At 72.6% G+C, this 26910-nt stretch carries 16 protein-coding genes; 6 read left to right on the top strand and 10 right to left on the bottom strand.

Features of this window, described 5'->3' with window-relative positions; genetic code table 11:
* Positions 1-20 precede the first annotated feature (20 nt).
* The gene (locus ABZ562_RS36400) at positions 21-7247 is read right to left on the bottom strand and encodes a beta-ketoacyl synthase N-terminal-like domain-containing protein (RefSeq protein ID WP_361488352.1); all 7227 of its coding nucleotides are present in this window, start codon (positions 7245-7247) and stop codon (positions 21-23) included.
* A 244-nt stretch (positions 7248-7491) separates the two neighbouring features.
* Between ABZ562_RS36400 and ABZ562_RS36395 the strand changes: the two genes are divergently transcribed.
* The 5 genes from ABZ562_RS36395 to ABZ562_RS36375 all read left to right on the top strand — a co-directional run bounded on the left by ABZ562_RS36395 (position 7492) and on the right by ABZ562_RS36375 (position 13355).
* Complete coding sequence (locus ABZ562_RS36395) at positions 7492-8304, top strand: methyltransferase domain-containing protein (protein ID WP_361488350.1); 813 nt, start codon at positions 7492-7494, stop codon at positions 8302-8304.
* Positions 8305-8843: 539 nt separating this feature from the next.
* Positions 8844-9614, top strand: a complete 771-nt coding sequence (locus tag ABZ562_RS36390) for an AfsR/SARP family transcriptional regulator (protein ID WP_361488347.1) — start codon at positions 8844-8846, stop codon at positions 9612-9614.
* 52 nt (positions 9615-9666) lie between these two features.
* Complete coding sequence (locus ABZ562_RS36385; RefSeq protein WP_361488345.1) at positions 9667-9906, top strand: DUF5988 family protein; 240 nt, start codon at positions 9667-9669, stop codon at positions 9904-9906.
* 122 nt (positions 9907-10028) lie between these two features.
* Positions 10029-11912: a Xaa-Pro dipeptidyl-peptidase gene (locus ABZ562_RS36380; RefSeq protein ID WP_361488343.1), complete on the top strand. Its 1884-nt coding sequence runs from the start codon at positions 10029-10031 to the stop codon at positions 11910-11912.
* 306 nt (positions 11913-12218) lie between these two features.
* A complete protein-coding gene (locus ABZ562_RS36375; RefSeq protein WP_361488340.1) occupies positions 12219-13355 on the top strand; it encodes a CapA family protein in 1137 nt (378 codons plus the stop codon).
* Between the two features lie 3 nt (positions 13356-13358).
* Here the strand turns inward: ABZ562_RS36375 and ABZ562_RS36370 are convergent, their stop codons facing one another.
* The 4 genes from ABZ562_RS36370 to ABZ562_RS36355 form a co-directional block, all read right to left on the bottom strand.
* Positions 13359-15896, bottom strand: a complete 2538-nt coding sequence (locus tag ABZ562_RS36370) for an ATP-dependent Clp protease ATP-binding subunit (protein WP_361488337.1) — start codon at positions 15894-15896, stop codon at positions 13359-13361.
* A gap of 31 nt (positions 15897-15927) precedes the next feature.
* Complete coding sequence (locus ABZ562_RS36365) at positions 15928-17046, bottom strand: PP2C family protein-serine/threonine phosphatase (RefSeq protein WP_361488334.1); 1119 nt, start codon at positions 17044-17046, stop codon at positions 15928-15930.
* A 62-nt stretch (positions 17047-17108) separates the two neighbouring features.
* Entirely contained in the window at positions 17109-18419 is a 1311-nt protein-coding gene (locus ABZ562_RS36360) for an MFS transporter (RefSeq protein ID WP_361488331.1), read from the bottom strand.
* 35 nt (positions 18420-18454) lie between these two features.
* Positions 18455-19852, bottom strand: a complete 1398-nt coding sequence (locus ABZ562_RS36355) for a M20 family metallopeptidase (RefSeq protein ID WP_361488329.1) — start codon at positions 19850-19852, stop codon at positions 18455-18457.
* Between the two features lie 201 nt (positions 19853-20053).
* Between ABZ562_RS36355 and ABZ562_RS36350 the strand changes: the two genes are divergently transcribed.
* Entirely contained in the window at positions 20054-20953 is a 900-nt protein-coding gene (locus tag ABZ562_RS36350; RefSeq protein WP_361488326.1) for a LysR family transcriptional regulator, read from the top strand.
* Positions 20954-20964: 11 nt separating this feature from the next.
* Here ABZ562_RS36350 and ABZ562_RS36345 read toward each other — a convergent pair whose 3' ends face one another.
* The 5 genes from ABZ562_RS36345 to ABZ562_RS36325 all read right to left on the bottom strand — a co-directional run.
* Positions 20965-22425: an aldehyde dehydrogenase family protein gene (locus tag ABZ562_RS36345; protein ID WP_361488323.1), complete on the bottom strand. Its 1461-nt coding sequence runs from the start codon at positions 22423-22425 to the stop codon at positions 20965-20967.
* Between the two features lie 118 nt (positions 22426-22543).
* Positions 22544-24328: an ABC transporter permease subunit gene (locus ABZ562_RS36340; RefSeq protein ID WP_361488321.1), complete on the bottom strand. Its 1785-nt coding sequence runs from the start codon at positions 24326-24328 to the stop codon at positions 22544-22546.
* On the bottom strand, positions 24325-25851 hold the full coding sequence (locus tag ABZ562_RS36335; protein ID WP_361488319.1) for an ABC transporter substrate-binding protein: 1527 nt from the start codon (positions 25849-25851) through the stop codon (positions 24325-24327). The genes ABZ562_RS36340 and ABZ562_RS36335 overlap by 4 nt, the downstream gene beginning before the upstream one ends.
* A gap of 90 nt (positions 25852-25941) precedes the next feature.
* The gene (locus ABZ562_RS36330) at positions 25942-26472 is read right to left on the bottom strand and encodes a GNAT family N-acetyltransferase (protein ID WP_361488316.1); all 531 of its coding nucleotides are present in this window, start codon (positions 26470-26472) and stop codon (positions 25942-25944) included.
* 142 nt (positions 26473-26614) lie between these two features.
* Positions 26615-26910: zinc-binding dehydrogenase (locus ABZ562_RS36325; RefSeq protein ID WP_361488313.1), on the bottom strand; the 296-nt coding region annotated here is incomplete at its 5' end.

The raw sequence follows: 26910 nt of genomic DNA, 5'->3' as shown, positions 1-26910 counted from the left end.
GATCGTCGCGCCCGGTACATTCAGGACACACCAAGCTCGTTGTCAATAAAGTCAAGAACCTGATCCGCGGACGCGGACTCCAGCCTTTCCGCGACATTCATCGCTTCCGTCGACTTCTGGGTCGGGACCTTGCCTTCGGGGGAAAGCCGCTGCGCCAAGTAGCGGGCGATGCCTTCCGGGGTCGGATGTCTGAAGATGAGGGCAGCGGGCAGGCGCAGCCCCGTGGCCGCCGCGAGGCGGTCCCGCAACTCGACGGCGGTCAGGGATTCGAAGCCCAGTTCCTTGAAGCTGGCCCCGGCGTGTACCGCGTCGGGGTCGGTGTGCCCCAGCACGGTGGCGGCGTGCTGGCGGACCAGGTGGAGCACCGCCCGTTGCCGTTCGGCCGCCGACAGTCCCCGCAACCGTGCGGCCCAGTCGGCCGAGCGCGCGCCTGCCGCGGTGGACGCGGAGCGCCGCCGCCCGCCCCGTACCCCGTGGTCTCGTGCGCCGTTGCCGGACTCCGGCGCGGTGCGTTCGGCCGCGCCGTGGCCGTGGCCACGGCCGTCCGAGGGACGTAGCTGCTCGGGGGTGGCCGGGCGCATCACGAGCGTGTCGATGGTGAGCACGGGTGCCCCCGCGGCGTCGGACACGGCCACCCGCATCGCGCGCTCGCCGTCCGCACCCTGCCGGTGCGGGGAGAGCCGGACGCGTACGGTGGTCGCGTCGGCGGCCCAGAGCGTCACGCCGCCCATCGTGAACGGCAGCCACAGCCGCTCGTCGGCCGGTGCCCGGCCCTCTTCGGGTACCAGGGCCGGTTGCAGCACCGCGTCCAGCAGGGCCGGGTGGATGCCGTACCCGCCCGGCTCCCCGGCGGCCGCCGGCAGTTCCGCCTCGGCCAGTACGTCCGCGCCGTCGCGCCACATCGCGCACACGGCGTGGAAGGCCGGGCCGTACGCGTAGCCCGAGGCGGCGAGCCGTTCGTACAGCCCGTCCGTCGCGATCGGCCGCGCACCGGCCGGGGGCCATGCCCCGGGCTCGGCCGCTTGGTCCTCCGGTGCGGAGGGGCGCAGGACGCCCGTGGCGTGGCACGTCCACTCCACGGGCGTACTGTCGCCGTCGGGTCGGGCGTACACGCGCACCTCACGCCGCCCGTCGTCGGCGGGGGCGCTCACCGCCACCTGTACGCGGAGGCCGTCTGTCGCGGGCAGCGCCAACGGCGCCCGGAATGTCAGCTCTTCGATCTCACCACAACCGGCCTCATCACCCGCCCGGAGCGCCCATTCCACCAGCGCGGCGCCCGGCACCAGCGCCACGCCGCCCACCACATGCCCGCTCAGCCAGGGGTGTGTGTGCGGCGAGATGCGCCCGGTCAGCATCGGGCCGCTGCCGTCGGCGAATTCCACGGCGGCGCCCAGCAGGGGGTGTTCGGCGGAGGTGAGACCGAGGTCGGCGGGATCGCCGCCGCGTGAGGTGGCGGTGTCCAGCCAGTAGTGCTCGCGCTGGAACGCGTAGGTGGGCAGTCCGACCGTACGGGGCGGCGGGTCGGCCGGGAACAGGGCGGTCCAGTCGATGTCGACCCCGGCGGTGAACGCCTGCCCCAGTGAGCGCATCAGCTGGGCCCGGCCGCCGTGGTCACGCCGGAGTGTGGGTACGGCGACGGCGGCGGTGTCCGCCTCCTCGAAACACTCCCGCATCCCCATGGTCAGCACCGGATGGGTGCTGGCCTCGATGAACACGCGGTGGCCGTCGGCCAGGAGCGCATCGACCGCGTCGGCGAACCGCACCTGTTCCCGCAGGTTGCGCACCCAGTAGCGGGTGTCGAGGCCGGCGGGCTGGATCCGGCCGCCGGTCACCGTCGAGTAGAACGCCACACCGGTGTCGGTGGACGTGGCCGGACGGATGCCGTCCAGCAGGTGGGTCAGCTCCTGCGTGATCTCGTCGACCTGGGGGCTGTGGGACGCGTAGTCCACCTCGACCAACCGTGCACGCTCCTCCCTCTCCTGGCACGCGGCCACCACGGCGGCCACCTGTCCGGGCGGTCCGGACACCACCGTGGACCCGGGCCCGTTGACGACCGCCACCACCACCGCGGCGGCCCGGTCGCCCAGCTCGGTCAGCAACTGGGTCGCCTGCTCACGGCCCAGTCCCAGCGAGGCCATGGCGCCGCCACCGGCCAGGCGGCACAGCGCCCGGCTGCGCAGCGCCACCACCTTCGCACCGTCCTCCAACGACAGCGCCCCCGCCACCACGGCCGCCGCGATCTCGCCCTGGCTGTGGCCCACGACGGCGGCCGGGCGCACTGCGTACTCCGCCCACACCGCGGCCAGCGAGACCATCACGGCCCACAGCACGGGCTGTACGACATCGACCCGACGCAGATCCCCCGCGCCGTCGGTGCCGCGCAGCACCTCCGTCAGCGACCAGTCCACATAGGGCGTCAGCGCCCGTTCGCACGCGGCCACCCGGGCCGCGAACGCCGGGGACGTATCGAGGAGTTCGGCGCCCATGCCCTGCCATTGCGAGCCCTGCCCCGGGAACACCAGCACGGGGCCCGGACCGCTCGCCGTCACGGCTCCGGGAGGTACGACTCCGAAAGGTACCGCGCCGGGGCCCACGAGGCCCGGGTGGCTGTCACCGGCCGCCAGTGCCCGGGCTGCCGCCGTCAGCGCGTCGCGGTCCTCGCCGACCAGCACCGCCCGGTGTGCGAACACCGACCGCGTGGTGACCAGCGACCAGCCCAGCTCCGTGGCGGACGCGTCGGGATCGGTGGCCGGCGCGGTGACCAGCGCACGGGCCTGTCCGCGCAGCGCCTCCGCGCTCCGTGCCGACAGCACCCAGGGCGTGGGCCCGTCCGGAGACGAAACGGCGGTCGCGGTGTCCGGGGCGGGGGGCTGTTCCAGAATCAGATGGGCGTTGGTTCCGCTGATGCCGAAGGAGGAGACGCCCGCGCGGCGGGGACGTCCGCCGTGCGGCCACGCGGCCGGTTCGGTGAGCAGACGCACGGCGCCGCTGTCCCAGTCGACGTGCGGGCTCGGCTCGTCGATGTGCAGGGTGGCGGGCAGGTGCCCGTGCCGCATGGCCATCACCATCTTGATGACGCCGGCCACCCCCGCCGCGGCCTGGGTGTGGCCGATGTTCGACTTCATGGATCCGAGCCACAGGGGGCGGTCCGTGGGTCGCCGCTGTCCGTACGTGGCGAGCAGGGCCTGCGCCTCGATCGGATCGCCCAGCGTGGTGCCCGTACCGTGTGCTTCCACGGCGTCCACCTCGGACGGGGCGAGCCGGGCGGCGGCCAGGGCCTGGCGGATCACCCGCTGCTGTGACGGCCCGTTCGGCGCCGTCAGTCCGTTGGACGCGCCGTCCTGGTTCACCGCCGAGCCCCGGATCAGAGCCAGCACCGGGTGGCCGTCGCGCCGCGCGTCCGACAGCCTCTCCAGCAGTACCAGTCCGGCGCCCTCGCCCCAGCCCGTACCGTCCGCTGCCGCCGCGAACGGCTTGCACCGGCCGTCGGGGGCCAGGCCGCGCTGACGGGAGAAGCCGGTGAACATGCCCGGGGCGCCCATCACGGCCACGCCGCCCGCCAATGCCATGCGGCACTCCCCCCGGCGTAGCGCCTGGGCGGCCAGATGGAGGGCCACCAGCGAGGACGAGCACGCGGTGTCCACCGTCACCGCGGGCCCCTCCAGGCCGAAGGTGAACGCGATCCGCCCGGACACCACACTGGGCGTGCTGCCGGTCAGCAGATGGCCGTCGAGCCCCATCGGCGCCTCGTGCAGCCGTGGGCCGTAGTCCTGGGGCGTGGCCCCGACGAACACTCCCGTCGCACTGCCGCGGAGCGCGGCGGGGCGGATGCCGGCGCGCTCGAACGCCTCCCACGCGGTCTCCAGCAGCAGCCGCTGCTGCGGGTCCATCGCCAGCGCCTCACGCGGGCTGATGCCGAAGAACTCCGCGTCGAAGCGTGCGGCGTCGTACAGGAAACCGCCCTCGCGGGCATAGCTGGTGCCGGGGCGGTCCGGGTCCGGGTCGAAGAGCCTGGGCAGGTCCCAGCCCCGGTCCCCGGGGAACGCGCCGATCGCGTCCATGCCCTCGGACACCAGCCGCCACAGCGCCTCCGGTGTGTCGGCCCCGCCGGGGTAGCGGCAGCTCATGGCGACCACCGCGATGGGATCGTCGTCGTCCGTGGCCGGTGGCGGGCTCACCCGGGCGGTCGGGGCGTTCGTCGACGCGTCCGGGGTCCGGTCGGCGAGGCTCCGCAGATGGGCGGCGACGGCCAGCGGCGTGGGGTGGTCGAAGGTGAGCGTGGCGAGCAGCGGCAGCCCGGTGGCCTCGCTCAGCCGCTCGCTCAGTTCCGTGGCCGCGAGGGAGTCGAAGCCCAGGTCCTTGAAGCTGAGGGCCGGGTCGATGGCCTCCGGGCCCGGGTGTTCCAGGACGGCGGCCGCGGCGTCGCGCACCACGTCCAGCAGGGCACGATCGCGCTCCGCGCCGGTCGGTTCCGCCGGCCGCCCGGTCGGCGACGAGGCGGTGGCCGCGCTGTCCGTGGCCGGGGACGTGGGCTCCGCCCCGGGCCAGTAGCGCTCCCGCTGGAAGGCGTACGTCGGCAGGCTTACCGTGCGGGGGCGGTGTCCGCCGAGGGCCCGCTCCCAGTCGAGGTCGGCTCCGTGGACATGTGCCTCGGCCAGGGCGGTGGCGAAGGTGCGCACCTCCGGCCGGTCACGTCGCAGTGCGGCCACGGCGAGGGGGCGCGGCCGGTCGGGGCCGTCCTCGGTGCCGTGCTGGGCGAGGCATTCGCGGGCCATGGCGGTCAGCTGGGCGTCCGGTCCGAGTTCGAGGAAGGTGGTGATGCCCGCCGCGCGGAGGGTGTTCATTCCGGAGGCGAACCGCACCGCGTCGCGGGCGTGGCGGGCCCAGTGGTCCGGGGAGGCGAGTCGTTCGGCGGTGGTGACGCGGCCGGTCACATTGGAAATGACGGGGATCGTCGGTTTGGTGACGGCCAAGTGGGCTGCCATGGTACGCAGTTCTCCGAGGATCGGGTCCATGTGCGGGGAGTGGAAGGCGTGGCTGACCTTCAGCGGACGGGCCTTGCGGCCGCGCTCCCGCAAGACGGCGGTGGTGTCGTGGACGGTGTCCCGGTCCCCGGAGACCACGACGGAGGAGGGGCCGTTGACCGCGGCGATGCCGATCCGGTCTTCCCTCCCGGCCAGCAGTTCGGTGGCTTCGTCCACGGTGGCCTGCCAGGCGGCCATCGCCCCGTCCGCCGTGATCGCCTGCATGAGCCGGCCACGGGCGGCCACCAGCACGCAGGCGTCGGGGAGGGAGAGCGCCCCGGCCACCTGTGCCGCGGCGATCTCGCCGACCGAGTGCCCCATCAGGTAATCGGGCTTCAGGCCCCAGGAGGCCACCAGCCGGTAGAGGGCGACTTCGATGGCGAACAGAGCGGGCTGGGTGTACGACGTCCGGTCCAGCAGCGCCGCGTGGGGCGTACCGGGTTCGGCGAACATGACGTCCCGTAGCGGTAGTTCGAGGTGCGGGGCCAGGGTGTCGCAGATCTCGTCCAGGGCGTCGGCGAAGGCGGGGTGTGCGGCGTAGAGTTCGCGGCCCATGCCGGGGCGCTGGCTGCCCTGGCCGCTGAAGAGCAGCGCAAGCCCCCGTCCGGCCGCCCGGCCCCGGACGAGTCCGGCGGTCCGTGCGCCCCGCGCGAGCGCGTCGAGGCCGCGCTGCAGCTCGTCGGGGTGGTGGCCGTCGCCGAGGAGCACGGCGCGGTACGGGAAGGCGGTCCGGGTGGTGGCCAGCGCGTGGCCGATGTCCGCGGGGTCCGTGCCGGGGTGGTCGGCGAGGTGGTCGCGCAGCCGCGCGGCCTGGGCGCGCAGCGCGGCGGGGGTCCTGGCGGAAAGGGGCCACAGCACGACGGGCGGGGCCGGGCGCTCGGGCGGGGTGGCCGCCGCGGATGGCGGGGGTTCGGCCAGCACCAGATGGCAGTTGGTGCCGCCCATGCCGAAGGAGCTGACGCCGGCGAGCAATGACCGCTCCGGGCGTGGCCACGCGGTGAGTTCGTCCTGCACGCGCAGTCCGAGTTCGGCCAGCGGGATGCGCGGGTTGGTGGTGGTGTAGTGGAGGCTGGGCGGGAGGTGCCGGTGGGTGATGGCGAGGGCGCATTTGAGCAGTCCGACGATGCCCGCGGCGCCCTCCAGGTGGCCGACGTTGGTCTTGGCCGAGCCGACCGGCAGGGGGTCGTCCGCCGTACGGGCACTGCCGAGGGCGGCGCCGAGCGCCGCGGCCTCGATGGGGTCGCCGACGGGTGTGCCGGTGCCGTGCAGCTCGACGTACTGGATGTCGCCGGGGGCGGTTCCGGCGCGCTGGTGGGCGAGGCGCACCACGGCTTCCTGCGCCGCCGGATCGGGGGTGGTCAGGCCGTCGGTGGCGCCGTCGCTGTTGACCGCGCTGCCGCGGATCACGCAGTACACCCGGTCGCCGTCGCGCACCGCCACGGCGAGGGGCTTGAGCAGGACGGCGCCGCCTCCCTCGCCGCGTACGAAGCCGTTGGCGCGGGCGTCGAAGGTGTGGCAGCGGCCGTCCGGGGAGAGTCCGCCGAACTGGGCCGCGGCGGCCTCCATGCTCTCCTCGGTGAGGATGAGGTTGACGCCACCGGCCAGCGCCAGGGTGCATTCGTCGCGGCGCAGGCTCTCGCATGCGGTGTGGACGGCCACCAGGGAGGAGGACTGTGCCGTGTCGAGGGTGAGGCTGGGGCCGCGCAGCCCGTAGCGGTGGGAGATCCTGTTGGCGATGATGCCGCGGTGGACGCCGGTCATGGCGTGCCGGGTGCTCGCGAGGGGCCGGTGGCGGCGCAGCACGGCCGCGTACTCGTCCCAGATCGCGCCGACGAAGACGCCGGTCGGGGTGTCCTTCAGCGTTTCGGGGCGGATTCCCGCGTCCTCGAAGGCCTCCCAGCCGAGTTCGAGCATCAGCCGCTGCTGGGGGTCCATGGCCACCGCTTCGCGCGGCGGGATGCCGAAGAACTCGGCGTCGAACGTGTCGACGTGGTCCAGGAATCCGCCGTACCAGCCGGTGGACGGAGCGGAGGGCGCGGCCGGATCGGCCGGCGGGCCGGGGCGCCGGCGGTCGGCAGGCATCGCGGTGATGGCGTGGCGGCCCTGCCGCAGCAGCTGCCAGAACGCTGACGGGCTGGGTGCGTGGGGCAGTCGGCAGGCCATTCCCACGACGGCGATGGGCTCCGCGGGCTGAGGTGGCCGGGTGGGCGGGGCGCTAGCCATCACACCACATACGGCGCTCGAGGTGGGCAGGGATGTGGTGGGTCATGGGCGGCACTCCCGCTCCGGATTGATGATCGGTGCGAGCACGTGGCCCATCGTGGGGCGCGGTTCTAAAGGCAGACCAAAAGCCCGCGGCCGGTCACTTTAGAGACGCGTTACCGGAACCCCGGACCATCGCTGAACAGGTGGTCACCCGTGGCCACTTGATGGCCGTTCGGAGCGCCGAGCACACAGGAGGAGTGCCATGACATCCCCATCACCCGCGCCGCCAGGCGGCCAGGTGTCGGACTACTACAGTTCGCTCGGACCGCTGCTGCAGATGGCGTGGGACGACAACTTCCACTTCGGCTACTGGGACGGCCCGTCCGACACCAGCTCGGTCCGGGAGGCGACGGACCGCTTCACGGATCTGCTCATCGAGCGGCTGCGGGTGGGGCCGGGAGACCGGGTGCTGGATGTGGGCTGCGGTATCGGCAAGCCGGCGCTGCGGGTGGCGTCGACGACCGGGGCCAGTGTTCTGGGGATCACCATCAGCGAGCTTCAGGTCAGGCAGGCGACCGAGGCGGCGCGCTCCGAGCGCATGTCCGACCAGGTGTCGTTCCAGTACGCCGATGCCATGGCCATGCCCTTCGGGGAGGCGTCGTTCGACGCGGTCCTCGCGTTCGAGTCCATCAACCACATGCACCGGCCCACGGCGCTGCGCGAGATGGCCCGGGTGCTGGCGCCCGGTGGCCGGCTGGTGCTGACGGATGTGACCCCGCCGAGCGATGGCAGCTATCAGCCGGAGAACGATCCCGGCGCGGTCACCTCGCTGACCCAGCTGGCGGACTGGCCCGGCCTGATCAGCGACGCAGGGCTGCTGCTGGACGAGCTGACCGACGTCACCGAGCACACCAAGGACACCGCCGGCCGCATGATCGACGGCATTCTGAAGTGCCGCCGGGAGTTCGAGGAGCGGCACGGGGTGAGCGTGCAGGAAGTGCTCGACGCCGCCAAGTCGGCGCTGCCCACGGTGCCCAGTGCCGGTTGTGCGATCGTGGTGGCCCACAAGCTTTGACCAAGGATTCCGGGGTCGGTTTCCACGGGGCGACCGGCCCCTGAAGTCCCGCGATTTCCCACTTCTCACACAAGGCCGAGATATCCGGACTCCGATCTTCCACTCGGTAGCGAATCCACGCCTTTCCGAGGAGGCGCCTCTAGGGCTTATATATTCGGATTCTAGGTGAGGTGGGTAGTCATAGGACTCGCTCAGGACGAAGGGCACCTGCCATGGGCAGTGAACTGCGCGTTCGCGGCTTCCGAAGCACCGGCAGGTCCGTGATAAAGAGGGGTGAGTAATGGCAGTCGCGAACGACGTGAGTAAGCGGATCCGGCAGCGCTGTCCGTCCCCGTGCGGCGATAAACAGCCGGTCCACTTCCCACAGGCGGGCGGCTCAGCGGTACGGATGCGACGCGGGCCCGCACATTCGTTCGTCTCCAGGAGACAGGCGCCACCCCCGGACGGGCATGAAAAGACGAAGAATTTCGCGGGGATTTCCGGCAACGTCGCCGACTGCCCCATGACCGCACGAATCGGCGACTCGGACGGGGCACGTAGTGCGATATGAGATCATGGGGCCTCTCCGGGTGGCCGAGGAGGGGCGGAAGTTATCCATCAGGGCTCGGAAGATCGAAGTCCTGTTGACCGTCCTCCTGGTCCGGGCGGATCAGGTGGTCCCGATCGACCAGCTCATCACGGAGATCTGGGGCGAGGACCCACCGCGCCGGGCGATCGCGGGCCTTCATGTGTACGTCTCCCAGATCCGCAAGTTCCTGCGCCGGCCCCAGCAGAGCGAAAGCCCGGTTCTCACCCGGCCCCCGGGATATGTTCTGCGCCTGGGCTCCGACGACCTCGATTTCCACTGTTTCGAACGACTGGTGGGCGAGGGCCGGGATCACCTCAGGGAGCGGCGCTACAAGCAGGCCACGGCCAGTTTCGAAAGCGCGCTCGACCTCTGGCGTGATCCACTGCTCGACGATGTGTGCCATGGCCCGATTCTCGAGGGCTTTCAGACCTGGCTGAAGGAAGCCCGTCTGGAATGTGTCGAAATGCTGACCGATTCACGGCTGATGCTCGGCCGCCATCGCGAACTGGTGAGTGATCTGTACCAGCTGACCACCGAGCATCCGCTGCGGGAGGCACTGCATCGTCAGCTGATGCTGGCGCTCTACCGCTGCGGTCGGCGGGCGGACGCCCTGCATGTGTATCAGACGGCGCGGAAGACGCTGAATGAGGAACTCGGACTCGAACCGTGCCGGGCCCTTCAGGACATGCAGCGGGCCATCCTCACCTCGGATGACCGGCTCGAATTGCAGGTTCCCGCGTGAAGGCGCGGCCAGGTCCGGTACATCGCCGATCCACGAGGGGCGAGGTGCACAGGTGACGGGTGAACAGATGACGGAACAGAGCACATATTTTCCCGACGGCGGGCCGATCGAGGTCGTCCTCGAAGGGGGCCCGGAGGATCTTCCCCGGGCGCACCGGACCGGGCGGTCGTCCCTTGCCGCCAGGAAGCTCAAAATCCAGCACCGCAATGGATACGAGCATTTCGAACTCGTCGACGGCGATCTCGTCCCGGCGGTCTTTCGCTGGATCATGCGCACCAAAATCGCCGAGTAGCCGCCCGGGCTCGGAAACACCTCCCCCGAGGGGGCGCCGGACCGATGGCCGATCGGTCCGGCGCCCCCTCGGCGTGACAGGGCTCTTCCGATCAGCAGGACTCACGCAATCAGGAGGACCGCGTGCTCATCACACGATGGCGAGGGGCCGCGGTCGTCGCGGTCGCGATATCGACGTCCCTCGCCGCCACCGCCCCCGGCCCCGCCGCGGCGCGCCCCTCCCCCGGCCCCTCGGTCAGCGTGGCCCGGGGCCGTACCCAACCGGTGTTCTCCTACCAGGACGCCATCCGGGAACACCTCATGGTCCAGACCCCCGTCGACAGCGACGGTGACGGCGCCAAGGACCGCGTGGCCGTGGACGTCATCCGCCCCCGGGAAACCGAACGGGGGCTCAAGGTCCCGGTCATCATGCTGGCCAGCCCGTACAACGACACCGTCGGCCGGGGCTTCGAGGCGGAGAGGAAGGCCTACGCCGCCGATGGTTCCCCCGCCACGTTCCCCCTGTTCTACGACAATTACTTCGTGCCCCGTGGCTACGCCGTCGTCGACGTCGACGTGACCGGCACCGGCAGATCCGACGGCTGCCCCACCGTCGGCGGCAAGGCCGACGTCGCCGCCGCCACGTCGGCGATCGACTGGCTGAGCGGCCGGGCCACCGCCCGCCGGGCCGACGGCAGCGAGGTGAAGGCCACCTGGTCCAGCGGCAGGACCGGAATGATCGGCCACTCCTACGAGGGGACCCTGGCGAACGCCGTGGCGGGCACCGGAGTGGAGGGGCTGGAGACGATCGTCCCGATCTCCGGGATCAGCTCCTGGTACGACTTCGCCCGGACCAACGGCGCCAAGCACTGGAACGGGTTCGGCCCCTGGCTGGCCGGTTCGCTGGATTCCGACCCGCCCGCGAAGTGCCAGGCGGTGCGCGACCGGCTGGCCGCGGGCGAGGACGACGCCACCGGCGACTACAACGATTACTGGAAGGAGCGCGACTACCTCACGCCGCCCGCTCCCCAGGTGAGCAAGGTGCGGGCGAGCGTCTTCGCCGTCCACGACCTCAGCGACTACAACGTGCGGATCGACCAGCTCGCCAACTGGTGGACCCCGCTGGCCGAGCGCGGCGTCCCGCGCAAGCTGTGGCTCGGGCGCTACGGCCACACCGACCCGTTCGACTGGCCCGGGCGGCGCGCCCGCTGGGTCGACACCGTGCACCGGTGGTTCGACCACTGGCTGTACGGCATCCGGAACGGCATCATGGACGAGCCCCGGGTCGACCTGCAGTCCGGCCCCACCACCTGGACCACCCGGGCCGACTGGCCGGCCCGCACCTCCCCGGTGTCCCTGCGTCCGAAGCCCGACGGCTCGCCGGCACTCCGTCCGGCCACCGGCACGAGCACCGGCACCTTCACCGATCTGAAGCTGAGCGAGGCGGACCTCACCGCCGACCCGGCCACCGCCCGCCCCGGCAGGCTCGCGTTTGTCACCCCGCCGCTGCGCACCGGCGTACGGCTCTCGGGCACCCCGACCGTGGACCTCAGGGTCAGGCTCGACAAGCCGACGTCGAACCTCACCGCGCTGCTGGTCGACTACGGCGCGGCCGAACGGATCGACTGGGCGCGCAACGATCCGCTGAACGGCATCCACGACGGGCTGCGCGGACTCGCCGAGGAGTCCTGCCACGGGGAGAGCACCGCCACGGACGACGCCTGCTACAAGAAGACGGCGAATGTGACGGTGCACGGCCCCTCCGAGGTGATCGCCCGGGGCTGGATGGACGCGCAGAACCGGCACTCGGTGACCACACCCGAACCGCTGACCCCGGGGGCGTCCTACCGCGTCACCTGGCGGACGCTGCCGAACGACTACCGGATCGAGCCCGGCCACCGGCTCGGTCTCGTCCTCGCGGGAACCGACGCCGACTTCCTCTACTTCGAGGACCCCACCGGGGCCAAGGTGACCGTCGATCTGACGGCCAGCCGTGTCATCGTGCCGGTGGCCGCGCGGCGTGGATGAGCGTCAGCAGGGCATGACCACCGCTACGAACGGCGTGGCGGCGCTGCGGGCCCGGAGCCGCACGCCGGCCCCGGGAGCGGATCCGCGACGCCGTGGCACCGCAGGCCGGACGCCACGTCCACGGCAAGATCGTGCTCACGCTGTGAGCTCATGGAGTGTTTCCGCTCTGCCGTTCCGGTGAAGCTCGGCACCGCACCGATGGGTGATCTTCTGTCGTACGTATAAATACGACAATCCACCCATTTGCCCCTCGTGAGTGCGGAGTGAAACGTGTTCCCTCACCGATGCCACCGAACGGCGATATTCGTGGCCTCTCTGCTCGCCACCGCCACCGCGTGCGGCAGTGGCGGCGGCCCCGCCACCGGCCACGCCGAACAGAAGCCCTCCGAGACAGCGGGCGTGGAACGCGCCGAGCCCCGGAAGAAGTTCACCCTGGTGGCCACCGGCGATCTCCTCGCCCACGCCTCCGTCATCCGTCAGGCGCGCGCCGACTCCGGCGGCGAGGGCTACGACTTCCACCGCATGCTGGTCGGCGCCGCGCCCGTGGTCGCCAAGGCCGACCTGGCGATCTGCCACATGGAGACGGTGTACGGGGCGGCGGGCGGGCCGTTCACCGGATATCCCACGTTCAAGACCCCGCCCCAGATCGCCGAGGCGATCAGCAAGCTCGGCTACGACTCCTGCTCCACCGCCTCCAACCACACGCTGGACGCCGGGACGGAGGGCGTGACCCGCACCCTCGACGCCCTCGACAAGGCCGGTGTCCGGCACACCGGATCGGCCCGGTCCGCCCGGGAGAGCACCACCCCGGCCCTCATGGAGGCCGGTGGCGCCAAGGTGGCCCAGCTGGCCTACGCGTACGGCACCAACGGCATCCCGGTGCCCGAGGGGAAGCCCTGGATCGTCAACCTCATCGACGCCGATCGCATCATCAAGGACGCCCGTGCCGCCCGCCGTGCCGGGGCCGATGTGGTCGTGGTGTCCACGCACTGGGGCACCGAGTGGCAGGAGGCGCCGGACAAGCTCCAGCTGTCCCTCGCCAAGAAGCTCACCGCGTCCCGGAGCCACGGCCGCCGCGACATCGACCTCATCATCGGCACCCATGCCCATGTCCCCCAGGCCTACGAGAAGGTCAACGGCACCTGGGTGGTCTACGGCATGGGTGACCAGGTCGCGGGCGTGATGCCGGACGAGCGCGGGCAGATGGGCTCGGCGGCCCGCTTCACCTTCGCCTCGCCCACCGCGCAGGGCAAGCCGTGGGAGGTGGAGAAGGCGGAGTTCATCCCGCACGCCGTGGACAACGACCCGATCACCGTGGTCAACCTCCCCCGGGCACTGGAGAAGAGCCCCGGCAACAGCCGCTACACCCACGCCCTGTCCACCATCCAGGAGGCGGTCCTCAGCCGGGGCGCGAAGAAGGACGGCCTGACCATGGGGCGCTGACGGTCAGCCGGCCGCGGGCTCCTGCTCGATGTGGAACGCCAACGTGTCGTTCTCCACGTCGACTTCGACCGGGCTGTGCGGACGCAGCTGGCCGCCGAGCAGCATCCGGGAGAGCGGATTGTCGACCTCACGCTGGATCGTACGGCGCAGCGGGCGGGCGCCGTACTCCGGCTGGTGGCCGTGGCGGGCCAGCCAGTCGACCGCGGCGGGGGTGAAGTCGACCGGGATGTCCTGGGCGCGCATCCGGCGGCGGGTCTCCTCCAGCAGCACATCGGTGATCTGGCGGAGCTGTTCGTCGGCGAGCCTGCGGAAGATCACGATCTCGTCGATGCGGTTGAGGAATTCGGGCCGGAAGTGTTCGCGCAACGGGCGCAGCACCCGTTCGCGGCGGGACGCCTCGTCGGCCTCGGCGTCGCCGCCGCCGAAGCCGAGGACGGCGCCGCGCCCGGTGATGGCCTCGGAGCCGAGGTTGCTGGTCATGACGATGACGGTGTTCTTGAAGTCGATGGTGCGGCCCTGGGCGTCGGTCAGCCTGCCGTCGTCGAGCACCTGGAGCAGGATGTTGAACACGTCCGCGTGGGCCTTTTCCACCTCGTCCATGAGCAGCAGCGCGTACGGCTGTCTGCGCACCGCCTCGGTCAGCTGCCCGGCCTCCTCGTGGCCGACGTATCCGGGTGGCGCGCCGACGAGTCTGCTGACGGTGTGCTTCTCCTGGTATTCGCTCATGTCGAGGCGGACCATCCGGTCCTCGCTGCCGAAGAGCGCCTCGGCGAGGGCGCGGGCGAGTTCGGTCTTGCCGACGCCGGTGGGGCCGAGGAAGAAGAAGCTGCCGCTGGGGCGGTGGGGGTCGCCGAGTCCGGCCCGGGAGCGCAGCACGGCGTCGGCGACGGCGGCGACGGCCTCCTCCTGGCCGATGACCCGCTTGTGGAGGTGTTCTTCGAGGCCGAGCAGCCGCTCGCGCTCCTCCTGGGTGAGGCTGCTGACGGGGATGCCGGTCTGCCGGGAGACGATGTCGGCGATGTCCTCGACGGTGACTTCGGAGACCCGGGAGCCGTGGAACTGGGTGCCGGAGCCCTCGGTGAGACGGGCGCCGAGTTCGGCGATGCGGTCGCGCAGGGCGGTGGCGCGCTCGTACTGCTCGGCGGCGACCGCCTGGTCCTTGTCCCGGGTCAGCTGTTCGAGCTCGCGCTCCAGGGCGCGCAGATCGGTGCCGCGGGCGCTGGAACGCAGCCGTACCCGGGCGCCGGCCTGGTCCATCAGGTCGATGGCCTTGTCCGGGAGGAAGCGGTCGGCGAGGTAGCGGTCGGCGAGCTCGACGGCCGCGAGCAGCGCCTCGTCGGTGTAGCGGACCTGGTGGTGTGCCTCGTGGCGGTCGCGGAGCCCGTGCAGGATGGAGACGGCGGCCGCGGGGGTGGGTTCGGGGACCATGATGGGCTGGAAGCGGCGGGCGAGCGCGGCGTCCTTCTCGATGTACTGGCGGTACTCCTGGAGTGTGCTGGCGCCCATGACGTGCAGCTCGCCGCGGGCGAGGGCGGGTTTGAGCAGATTGCTGGCGTCCATCGTGCCGCCCTCGGAGCCGCCGCCCGCGCCGACGACGGTGTGCAGTTCGTCGATGAAGACGATGAGTTCGTCGGAGTGGGCGCGGATCTCGTCGATGATGGCGGTGAGGCGCTGTTCGAAGTCGCCGCGGTAGCGGGTCCCGGCCACGATGCCCGCGAAGTCGAGCTGGATGACGCGGCGGCCGAGCAGGATGTCGGGGACGTCGGCGTCGGCGATGCGCTGGGCCAGTCCCTCGACGACGGCGGTCTTGCCGACGCCCGCCTCGCCGATCAGGACGGGGTTGTTCTTACCGCGCCGGGCCAGCACCTCGATGCTCTGCTCGATCTCCTCGTCGCGGCCGATCACCGGGTCGACGCGGCCCTCCCGGGCGAGGTCGGTCAGATCGCGGCCGTACCGGTCGAGGGTGGGGGTGCCACGGCGGTCCGGCACGGGCCGCTGGTCGGTGCCGGGGCCCGGGGCGGGGCGGCCGGCCGTGGGTGCGCCGCGGGGTTCGAAGTGGGCGGCGTGGAGGATCTGCCCGGCGGTGGAGTCCCGGTTGGCGGCGAGGGCGATGAGTACGTGTTCGGGGCCGATGTACGAGGAGCCGCGGGCCCGGGCGATCTCATGGGCGTCGAGCAGCGCCCGCTTGACGGCGGGGGTGACGGCGACCGAGCCGCGTGGCGGGCCGTCCCCGGCCTGCCGGTCGATTTCGGCGGCGAGCCGGTCGGGGTCGGCCCCGGCGCGGGAGACCATGGTGCGGGTGGGTTCGGCGCTGAGAGCCGCCCGCAGCAGATGTTCGGTGTCGAGGTCGGTGCTGCCGTGTTCGGCCGCGTACGACGCGGCGGAGGAGACGAGATGGCGTGCGGTCTCGCTCATCAGCCGGCCGAAGTCGACATGCCGATCGGACCGCTGCCCGCCGGGCCCGGTTCCGAGGAAGCGTGCGAGGAAGTCGCCGAGTGGGTCTGGCCCGAAGTCGTCAGGGCCGTCGTTCCCGCTGCCCATATCACCACTTTAGCGGTGGTTCGCGCGGCGGTCAGCTTTCCGGGGGGCGGCGTTCCAGGACGACCAGGGCGGCGTCGTCGCCCTGGTGGCCGCCGATGTGGGCGAGCAGGTCACGGCGCAGATGGTCCACGAAACGCCGGGGCCCCTCGCCGTCCCAGATGTGGAGCCGTTCGGTGAGCGGGTAGAAGGTGCCATCGGCGTCGCGCGCCTCGATCACACCGTCGGTGTAGAGCAGCAGCAGATCACCCGGTTCGAAGGGGTAGTCCTCGACCCGGTAGCGGCCGGCCGCGAGGCTGCCGAGGCCCAGCGGCAGTGCGGGGGCTCGCCCTTCGAGGGCCTTGACGGTGGAGTCGCGCAGCAGGAACGGCGGCGGGTGTCCGCAGTTGACCATCCGTACCACCGGCTGGTCGTCGGGGATCTCCAGCACGGCGGCGGTGACGAACGACTCCCCCGCCCCCGGCGCCCGGTCGGTGGGTTCGGTGCGTTCCGCGGACAGGGCGGCGTCCAGGTGCGAGACGAGTTCGGGCAGCGGTACGGGCCAGTGGGCGATGGCGCGGAAGGCGCCGAGGACCAGTGAGGCGTCCGCGACGGCGGTGAGGCCGCTGCCGCGCACATCGCCGATGATCAGGCGGGTGCCGTGTGAGGTGCGGGCCGCCGCGTACAGGTCGCCGCCTATCTCCGCGCCCGGTTCGGCCGCGAGGTACACGGAGGCGATCCGCAGCGGGCCGGCCCGGTCGGGCAGCGGGCGCAACAGGACCTTCTGCGCCACGTCGGCCACCGCCCGGACCCGGCTCAGCTCGCGGGCGTGCCGGTCGAGCACGGCGCGGAACAGCACGATGAGGGCGGACACCGAGATCAGGGTGAAGAGCTCGGCCATCCGGTTGGGCGCCGTCAGCCGGTCCTGCCCGGCGTTGATACCGATCTGGGCACCCACGGCCACCAGCCCGACACCGCCGGTGAGCAGCGGTCCGGCGAAGGACGCGGTCATGGCGGGGGCGGCGATGAGCAGAGGGCTGAGGCGGACACTCGCCGGAGTGAACACATCGCCGAGCACGATCAGGACGATGAGTGCCAGGGGGATCGCGACCAGGGCCCGCCTCCCCTGTTGCCCTGGCCGGCCGAGTTCCGGGGCACCCTGCCGAATATCCACATCTACTACTTACGCCTCTCCCTGCCTCCTGCGCCACCCCCGTTTCGTCACAGCCCGCCGGGTCAGCGGACGCCGAACCGGCGGCGTGCGATCGCCACGGCGGCCAGGCTGACGGCGGCGAGAGCGGTCAAATACCAGGTGACGGCGAGTTTGTCGCCGGTGAGGTCGACGAGCCAGACGATCACGACGGGGGTGGTTCCGCCGAAGAGCATCACACCGATGTTGTAGCTGATCGACATCCCGGTGGCGCGGCTGGAGCGCGGGAACAGGTCGGACAGCAGGGCGGGCAGCGCCCCGAAGTATCCGGCCTTCAACAGGCCGATCAGGAACATCACGGTGAGCATCACCCCGAATCCGGGGTGTGCCACCAGGAAGGCGAACACGGGGCGGATCAGCAGCAGGATCAGCGCGGCGGAGGTGGCCATGACGCGGATCCGGCCGGTCTTGTCGGAGAGGTGGCCGACCAGGGGTGTCACGACCGTGAGGACGGCGCCGGTGACCATGGTCGCGGCGAATCCGGTGGAGGCGGGCAGGTCGAGTTCCTTGACGGCGAAGACCGGCATGTAGGTGATCAGGTAGGTGATGGCGGTGGAGACGGCGAGGGCGGCGACGGCCAGCAGGACGCGCCCCTTGTGGTGGCGCAGCACCTCCGTCACCGGGCCGGGCCCGGTTCCGGTGTCCTCCGCGAAGGCCGGGGCCTCGTCCACGTAGCGCCTGATGACGTAGCCCACCGGCCCGATCAGCAGGCCGAAGAAGAACGGCACCCGCCAGCCCCAGGACTCCAGCTGCCCGGTGCTGAGCGTGCTGGAGAGCACGGTGCCGAAGGAGGCGGCCAGCAGGGTGCTGACGCCCTGGCTGGCGAATTGCCAGCTGGACATGAAGCCGCGCATCCGGGGCGCGTGCTCGACCAGGAACGCGGTGGCGCTGCCGAATTCGCCGCCCGCCGAGAAGCCCTGGATGAGCCGTGCCAGCAGGATGCCGAGCGGTGCGGTCAGGCCGATGGCCGCGTAGGTGGGCATGACCGCGATGAGCAGGGTGCCGAGCATCATCAGCTTGATCGACAGCATCAGGGCGGCCTTGCGGCCGACCCGGTCCGCGTAGCGGCCGAGGACGACGGCGCCGAGCGGTCGTACCAGGTACGAGATGCCGAAGGTGCCGAACGCCAGCAGCAGCGAGACGGTGTCGTCGGTGGAGGGGAAGAACAGCTTGGCGATGGTGGCGGCGAAGAATCCGTAGATCGCGACGTCGAACCATTCGAGGGCGTTGCCGACCGATGCGGCGATGATGACGCGATGCGGTTTGACCGGGGTGCCGGGGCCGGCGGGGCCGGTCGCCTCGGAGGCCGTGGTGGTGCCGGGGTTCGTCGCGTCCAAGGCGGGCTCCAGGGGTGTGCGGGGTCCGGGTGAGGTCAGGCGTGGGGTGTCGGGTCCCCGGTGGTGTCCCCGAGGTCCCAGAACAGGCCGGCCATGATCTGGAGCGCTTCGCGGGCGAGCGGCGCGAGCAGATGCTCGTCGGGCGCGTGCTGGGCGCAGGCGGGGTAGGAGTGCGGCACCCATACGGTGCACAGGCCCAGCTCGTCGGCGAACGCGTCGTTCGGGATGGTGCCGCCGAGGTTGGGCAGGATGGCGGGCGGGGCGCCGGTGGTGCGCTCCACCGAGCCCGCGGCCCAGCGCACCCAGGGGTGCTCGGGGTCGGTGCGGGTGGCGGGCATGGTGCGGCCCACCTCGACGTCGACCATGGGGTAGCCGTGCTGGTCGAGGTGGTCGCGCAGGGCCTTGCCGAGGTTCGCCACGTCGGTGCCGACCACGAAGCGCAGCTGGCAGTGGGCGACGGCGGTCCCGGGGATGGCGCCCACGGGCTTGTCCGGGTTTCCGGCGCCGAGGGCGAGCACCTCGAAGGTGTTCCAGCCGACCAGCCGCTCGGCCGGGGTCAGCCCGGGCTCGCCCCAGTCCTCGTCGATGTCCGGGTCCTCGGCGCCGCCGCCGACCGGGAGGCCGGCCAGCGCCCGCCGCACGGCGTCCGGGATGGCGGGGGGCAGCAGCGCGGGGACCAGGATGCGGCCGCGGCCGTCGACGATGGTGGCCAGCGCACCCGCGAGGACGGTGGCGGGGTTGCGCAGCAGCCCGCCCCAGTTGCCGGAGTGGTGGGCGCCCTCGCGCAGGTTCACGCGCAGGGTGAGGTTGGCGCCGCCGCGTGAGCCGAGGAACAGGGTGGGGCGCTCCGCGTGGACGCGGGGGCCGTCGGAGGCGATCAGCAGATCGGCGGCGAGGTCGTCGCGCAGGTCCGCGCACAGGGCGCGCAGCCCCGGGGAGCCGCACTCCTCGCCGGTTTCGATGAGCACCTTGAGGTTGAAGCCCAGCCGGCCGCCGCGGGCGCGCAGTACGTGTTCCAGGGCCGCGAGGTTGACGGTGTGCTGCCCCTTGTTGTCGGCGGCGCCGCGGCCGTACCAGCGCTCGTCCTCCACCACCAGGCGCCAGGGGTGGAGGCCGGTGCGCCACCGGTCCGCCTCGGCGGGGACGACGTCGGCGTGTCCGTAGGTGAGGACGGTCGGCAGGCCCTCGCCCTCGTGGCGTTCGGCCACCAGGAACGGGCCGTGGCCGGGGACCGGGTTGTCCACGATGCGGGCGGTGGCGCCCAGCCGTTCGACGGCCGGGACGATTTCCTCTTCGAGATACGTGCGCAAGGGGCGGAGCGAGGCCGGGTCGCCGCTCTCGGTGGGGAGGGCGACCCGTCGGGACACATCCGCGAGAAACGCGCCGGAGTCGAAATAGTCGCAGGCATGCTGGATTGCTGCGGAACGCGTCACCGAGGGCCTTCCTCATCGCGGGGGTTCGTCCTTCGGGAATATGAATTCCGGTGGGACGGCGGCATGACGCCGGTATGACGACAGAAGGCTAGTGAGCGGTCTTCGGGCGCACAATTGTCGGTCCGAGAAGGCAGCATTGCCCGTGCGGCAAGGCGGCCCTGGTCTCACGGGCGGACGGCCGGGCGGGTAGGGTCACCCGGCATGCATCTGTCCGGGACCTCGCTGCGCTGTTTCCTGGAGGTCGCGCACACCGGTTCCATCAGCCAGGCGTCGGCGCGGCTGCATGTGGCGGCCTCCGCCATCAGCCGCCGGATCGCCCGGCTGGAGCACGACATCGGGGTCCCGCTGTTCGAGCGGCAGCCCCGGGGCATGGTCCTCAGCGAGGCCGGTGAACTGCTCGCCGCGTACGCCCGGCGCAGTCGGCTGGAGTCCGAGCAGATCGTCGCCGACCTGCGCGGACTCGGCGGTCCGTACCGCAGCACCATCCGGCTGGCCGGTTCCGAGGGCTTCGGCCGGGACGTCCTGCCGGAGGCGGTCGTCACCTTCCGCGAAAGCCATCCCGGGGTGCGGTTCCGGCTCCGGGTCACCTCGCCGTCGGGCGCCACCCAGGAAGTACGGGACGGGGCCGCCGATCTCGCCCTCACCTATTCGCTGGGCCCCGAAGAGGGCATCAGGGTGGAGTACGCGCAAACGCATCCGATCCATGCCCTGATGCCCGCCGGGCATCCGCTGGCGGAACGGGAGGCGATTGCGCTCGCCGATCTGCTGCCCTATCCGCTGGCGCTCATGGAACAGGGCACGACGGTACGGCAGCTCTTCGATATCTGCGTCGCCGCGGAAGGCCTGGAATTCGAGCCCGCCTTCATCAGTAATTACTCCGGGGCGCTGGATGGTTTCGTCCGCAAGAACGGCGGGGTCACGCTGGCGGGATATCTGACCTACCGGGGCAGACTGGACGCCGACGGCCTGGCCGCGGTGCCGCTGGTCAACCCCGAGTTGTCACGGCGCAGCGTCCAGATCCAGTCCATGGCCCGCCGTACCCTGCCCGCCGCCGTCTCCGCCTTCCGCGACCATCTGATCCGGCGCCTGGAGACGGCGTGACGCCGAGGCGGTCAGAAGGGGTAGTGCGCCTGCTCGGTGGCCAGGGTGATCCAGCGGGTGTCGCTGAACGCCTCGATGCCCCAGCGGCCGCCGAAGCGCCCGTATCCCGACTGCTTGATGCCGCCGAATGGGGCCTGGGGTTCGTCCGCCACCGACTGGTCGTTGATGTGCACGATGCCGGTACGGATGCGCCGCGCGACCCGCAGCCCATGCGTGCCGTTCTCGGTGATGATGCCGCAGGTCAGCCCGTGGTCGGTGGCGTTGGCCAGGGCGATGGCCCCGGCGTCGTCGGCGAAGGTGGCGACCACGCACACCGGGCCGAACGCCTCGGCGTGGTAGAGATCCATGTCCTCGGTGACCCCGCTCAGCACCGTGGCCGGGTGGACCGAACCCTCGGGGTCCCCGCCGCCGGTGAGCACGGTCGCGCCCTTGGCCACCGCGTCCCGTACGAGCGCCGCCACCCGCCGCGCCGCTTCGGCGCGCACCAGCGGGCCGACCACGGTCGAGGGGTCGGCGGGGTCGCCGCAGGGCAGCGCGGCGACCTTGGCGGTGAACTTCGCGGTGAACTCCTCCGCGAGGCTTTCGTGGACGAGGATGCGGTCGCCCGACATGCAGATCTGGCCGGAGTTCATGAACACGCCGAACGCGGCGGCGTCCACCGCGTAGTCCACATCGGCGTCGTCCAGCACGATGATGGCGTTCTTGCCGCCCAGCTCCAGGACGGCGGGCTTGAGGTGGCGCGCGGCGTGGGCGCCGATGACGCGGCCGACACCGGTGGATCCGGTGAAGTTCACCATCCGTACCCGCTCATCCGCGATCAGGGCCTCGGCCACCTCCGCGGCGTCCTCGGGGGCGTTGGTGACCACGTTGAGCACACCGTCGGGCAGCCCGGCGTCACGCAGGACATCGGCGACGAAGAGCCCGCAGGCCAGCGGCGCGTCCTCGCTCGGCTTCAGCACCACGGTATTGCCCGCGGCGAGCGGGGCCGCGACCGAGCGGACACCGAGGATGACCGGCGCGTTCCACGGGGCGAACGCGGCGACGACACCCATCGGTTCGCGCACGGCGAGGCCCAGCGCCCCGGCCTCCTGGGCACTGAGCACATCGCCGCGCGGCGCGGTGATGGCGGCGGCGGCCTCGCGGAGGATGTTGGCCGCCAGCGCCACGTTGAAGTGGGCCCAGGGCGCGGTGCCGCCCGCCTCGTGCCGCATGATCTCCGCGGCCTGCGCGGCACGGGACTCCAGCAGGTCGGCCGCGGTGAGGAAGATCTTCCGGCGGGCGAAGGGGGCCATCGCGGCCCAGTCCGGGAAAGCCGCGTCGGCCGCGGCCACCGCGCGCGCCACGTCCTCGGGCCCGCCGGCCGCCACGGTGGCGTACACCTCGCCGGTGTACGGGTCGAGGTCGTCGGCGGTGCGGCCCGAGGCGGCCGGAGTGTCCTCGCCGCCGATGAGCAGGTCGCGGGTGATGGTCATTCCGGTGTCCTTCGCTCTCGCGTGCCGAACGGCCTGTGCGCGCAGTGAACTTGAGTTCACCACGGATGTGCGCGCCAGTCTCCGTCGCCGTTTCGAGATGTGTCAATCGAGAGCCGTGTCAGCCGCGGGCGGCCGACCGCCGCGCCCGCCGCCCCGGCCATCGCACTCCCCCGGCCGAGGTGACCGCCACCATCCCCAGCAGGGCGAGCGCGGCGGCGGGGGTGAGCACGGCCCAGGGCGCCCGCTCGGCGTAGGGGTGGTTTTCGGCGAGGAGCCGACCCCACTCGGCGGACGGCGGCTGGGCGCCGAGGCCCAGGAAGCCGAGGGAGGCCAGGGCCAGCGCCACGGCGGGCAGCCGCAACAGCGCGTGGCGCGCCACCGGCGGCAGCACGGCGGGCAGCAGATGGCGGCGGAACAGATGGCGGCGGCCCGCGCCGAGGGCGCGCGTCGCGGCGAGGTGGGTGGCGGCGCGCTCCTGGTTCAGCAGGGCGGCGGTGTGCGCGGCCAGAGGCGTCCAGGCGACGGCGGCGACGGCGAGCGCGGGCGTGTAAGGACCGGCCCCGGCCGTGCCCGCGACCAGCAGCCCGGCGAGCACGGGCGGTACGGCGTTGGCGGTCTCCACGAGCCCGCCCGCCAGCCGGGGCACCATGCCGAGCAGCAGCCCCACGGCCAGGGCGCAGGCGCTCACCGCGAGGGCGAGGGCGAGGGTGGTGAGGGCGCCGTGCCCCACCCGGGCCAGCAGATCGCGGCCGAGCGCGTCCGTACCGAACGGGTGCTGCCAGGACGGGCCGTCGAGGCGGGCGGTGGTGTCCAGGGCCATCGGGTCCCGGAGCGCGCCGACGGCGACGACGGCCAGCAGGACGGCCCCGTACAGCAGGGGCAGCGCGCGGGCGGGCGGCCCGGACGGGTGGTGGAGGGTGGGCAGTTCGCCGTCGCGCAACGCCGGGCCGAGCAGCAGCCGGGCCGCGAGGCGGGCGAGGCCACCGGCGGTGGTGGCGAACACGATGAGCACGAGGGTTCCGGTCTGGAGGACCGGCAGGTCCTGGGCCAGGGCCGCCTGGAGGGTGAGCCGGCCGAGCCCGGGGATGTCGAAGACCTGCTCGACGGCGACCGCGCCGCCGGTGAAGCCGACCACGAACAGGCCCAGGTTGGGCAGCACCCCGGGGACGGCCCGGCGCAGCGCCTGCCGGGCGATGCGCCGGGCGGGGAGGCCGCGTGCGGCGGCGGCCCGCACCCAGGGCTCGGCGAAGGCGCCGGGCAGGACGTCGTCCAGGACGCGGCCGAGCGCCGCGCCGACGGGCAGGCCGAGCGCGAGCGCGGGCAGCGGCATCCAGGCCCAGCCGTACCAGCCGACGGCGGGCAGCCAGCCGAGCCGCACCCCGATGACGGCGGCCAGGACGGAGGCGATCAGGAACTCCGGCAGCGCGGCGAGGAGCGCGCCGCCGCTGCCCGCGCCGCGCGGCAGTGGCCGTCGCCGCGCGCCGCGCCACAGGGTGCGCGCGCACACCGCGCCGGCCGTGGCCAGCGCGACCGCCAGCGCCCCGGCCGTCAGCAGCAGCGAGCAGCCGAGGGCCTGGGCGACCATGGGGGCCACGGGTGTGCCGGAGAGCCAGGACGTCCCCGCGTCGCCGTGGGTCAGCCCGCCGAGCCAATGCCCCAGGAGGTGCGACGGCCCGGCGTCCAGGTCGAGGTCGCGGCGGATGGCCTCCAGCACCTCGGGGGTGGGATCGCGGTCGGCCGCGCGCGCCTTGAGCACGGTGCGGGCGGGGTCGGTGCGGGACAGCCAGGGCAGCAGTCCGATGCCGCACAGCAGCAGGAGGGCGAGCGCGGCGCGCCACAGCGCGCTCAGCGCGGTGGACCGTCCGCCGGTGATGGTGGCCGCGGTGCGGCGTATGCCGGTCAACGGTGCGTACCGGGGCCGATGAGGGTGCGCTCGTACGGGTCGAGCTGCACGCCCCGTACCGAGCCGCCGACGCCGTGGATGATGCGCTGATGCACCAGCGGTACGACGGCGTCGGTGCGGAGGATGGCGGTCTGGGCGTCGAGCGAGGCGCTGTGCCGCTCGTCGATGTCGGCGCGGGAGTCGGCCTCGGCGACGGCCCGGTCCACCGCCTCGTCGCACAGCCCGGCCAGGTTGTAGCTGCCGTGGCAGGTGAAGTCGCTGGCGAGGTAGGACACGGGGTCGCCGGTGTCGAGCATGGTGTTGCGCGCGGCGACGACGGCGTCGAACCTGCCCGCGAGCGCGTCGCTCTCCAGCCGGGAGTACTCCCGGACCTCCAGCTTCACCGTGAACCCGGCCTTCTCCAGCTGCTGTTGCAGCACCTGGGCGGCCTCGGGCAGCTCGGGCCGGTTGTCGTAGGTGCCCAGGGTGATGGAGGTGTTCTCGACCCGTGCGGCCGCGGGGCGTCCCGCGGGCGCGGGGTGTTCGCCCGTGGCCCAGGACAGGGCGGGGCCGAACACGCCCTGTCCGGGGTCGGCGTGGCCCTCGTACACGCCCCGCGCGAACACGCCGGGCCCCACGGCCTCGCGGGCGGCGGCGCGGACCTTCGGGTCGGCGAAGGGGCCTGAGCGGGTGTTGAGGAAGAGGGCGGTGGTCCGGGCGGTGGGGACTTCCCGGACGGTGGGCTTGTCGAGGGTGGCCGCCTGGGAGACCGGCACGGCCTCGGCGATGTCCGCCTCGCCGGTGCGCAGGGCGTTGGTGCGGGCGGTGCCGTCGGCGATGAAGCGGACGTCGATGCCGGAGGCGTGGGCGAGGCCGCCCCAGTAGTCGTCGAAGCGGTTGAGGGTGGCCCGGGTGGCGCCGGCGGACCGGCCGAGTACGAAGGGCCCGGTGGCGGTGCCGACCGGGTCGGGGGCGGCCGCCCTGTCGTGCGCCTTCGGGGAGCCGTACGCCTTCGGGGAGAGGATGGCCAGGCTCGGGCTGGAGAGCGTGAGCGGCAGCGCGGGGTATTCGGCCTCGGTGGTGACCCGGACCCGCCGCTTCCCCACGGGCCTGGCGGCGAGCTGAACCCCGGAGAGCGCGGCGGGCACCGGGTCGGCGTGCGCCGCGCTGTTCAGCGCGCCCGCGACGGCCTTCGGGGTGACGGGCGCGCCGTCCTGGAACCGGGCCTCGCGCAGGGTGAACAGCCAGCCGCGGCGGCCCTCCCGGGTCCAGGACTCGGCGAGCGCGGGCGACGCGGAGCCGTTGCCGTCCAGGCGGGTCAGCCCTTCGGTGACGCCGAGCCGGCTGAGCAGGGTGGCGTCGGCGCCGTACGGGGAGAAGCGCTCGGCGGGCGGGAAGGCCATGGCGACCCGCAGCCGGTCGCCGCCTCCCCCGCCGGAGCCGCCCGTCGCGTCGTACGCCGTGCCGTCCGGGGAGGCGAAGCAGCCGGAGAGCAGCGGGGCGAGCAGCAGAGCGGTGGCCGTCCGGCGGCGGACAGGGGGCATGGGTCAGGTTCTCCAGATGCTGCGCGGAGCGGGAAGGGTGAGGCTACATGATAATCATTTCCATCAACCTCACCGGGTTCGGCCCTGCGGTCAGGCCATCGGGACCTCGAAGTGCAGGACCCGGCTCTCCCCCGGCTCCTCCCGCTCGTCGCACACGACCTTCCCCAGCGACCGCCAGAACGGCTCGGCGCCGGGCACGCCCGGGTCGGTGTGCAGATAGACGGCGCGGTATCCGCCGTCGGCCGCGGCGAAGTCGAGCAGCGCGCGCACCAGCCGACGGGCCAGCCCCTGGCGGCGGCACTCGGGCCGTACGTACACCCGGCGCAGCTGGGCGGTCCCCCCCGACGGGTACCGCTCCGCCAGCCACGCGGGGTTGGGAGGATGGACCGGGCCCCGGGAGTCGAGGGCCGCGGTCCCGGCGACCGCCCCGTCCCGCTCGTCCACCGCGACCAGCAGCGTGTGCCGCGGCGACCGCAGATAGGCGGCGCCGGGATCGATGATGTCGGCGTGCCAGCGCGGCACGTATCCCGTCCCGAAGTCGCGGTAGACGGTGTCGAGCATCACCCCGCGGGCGGCGTCGAGGTCGTCGGCTGTCGCGGTCCTGATGCTGTATTCATGCACCTGCAGATCGTACGCAATAAGCCCCCGGCGCGATCAACCGGCCGTCACGGCCTGGCAGGCCGTGACGGCCCGCCAGGCCGGCTCAGGGCGCAGGAGGGCGCGGATGGCACGGGTGCGGGCCTCGGCGCGGAGGGGAAACGGCTCAGCCCTGGGCGACCGTGAGCACGATCTTGCCTCGGATGTGCCCTCGGGCGGCGCGCTCGTGCGCGGCCCGGGCGTCCGCGAGCGGAAACGTGCTGTCGATCGCGACGCGCAGCGCGCCCGCGTCGAGCAGGCGTCCCAGTTCAGCGAGCTGCGTGCCGTTCGAGCGGACCTGGGTGGCCGTGACCGTGACACCCAGCTCCGCGTTCTCCTCGTCGTCGAACTCGCCGAAGTACACCGGGTAGAGGGACCCGCCGCGCTTGAGGGTGCGCAGGAAGCGCCTGCTGCCGGAGCCCC

The organism is Streptomyces sp. NPDC019937, from assembly GCF_040631655.1.
Classification (GTDB): Bacteria; Actinomycetota; Actinomycetes; order Streptomycetales; family Streptomycetaceae; genus Streptomyces.
This window is presented reverse-complemented; position numbering and strand designations above follow the sequence as displayed.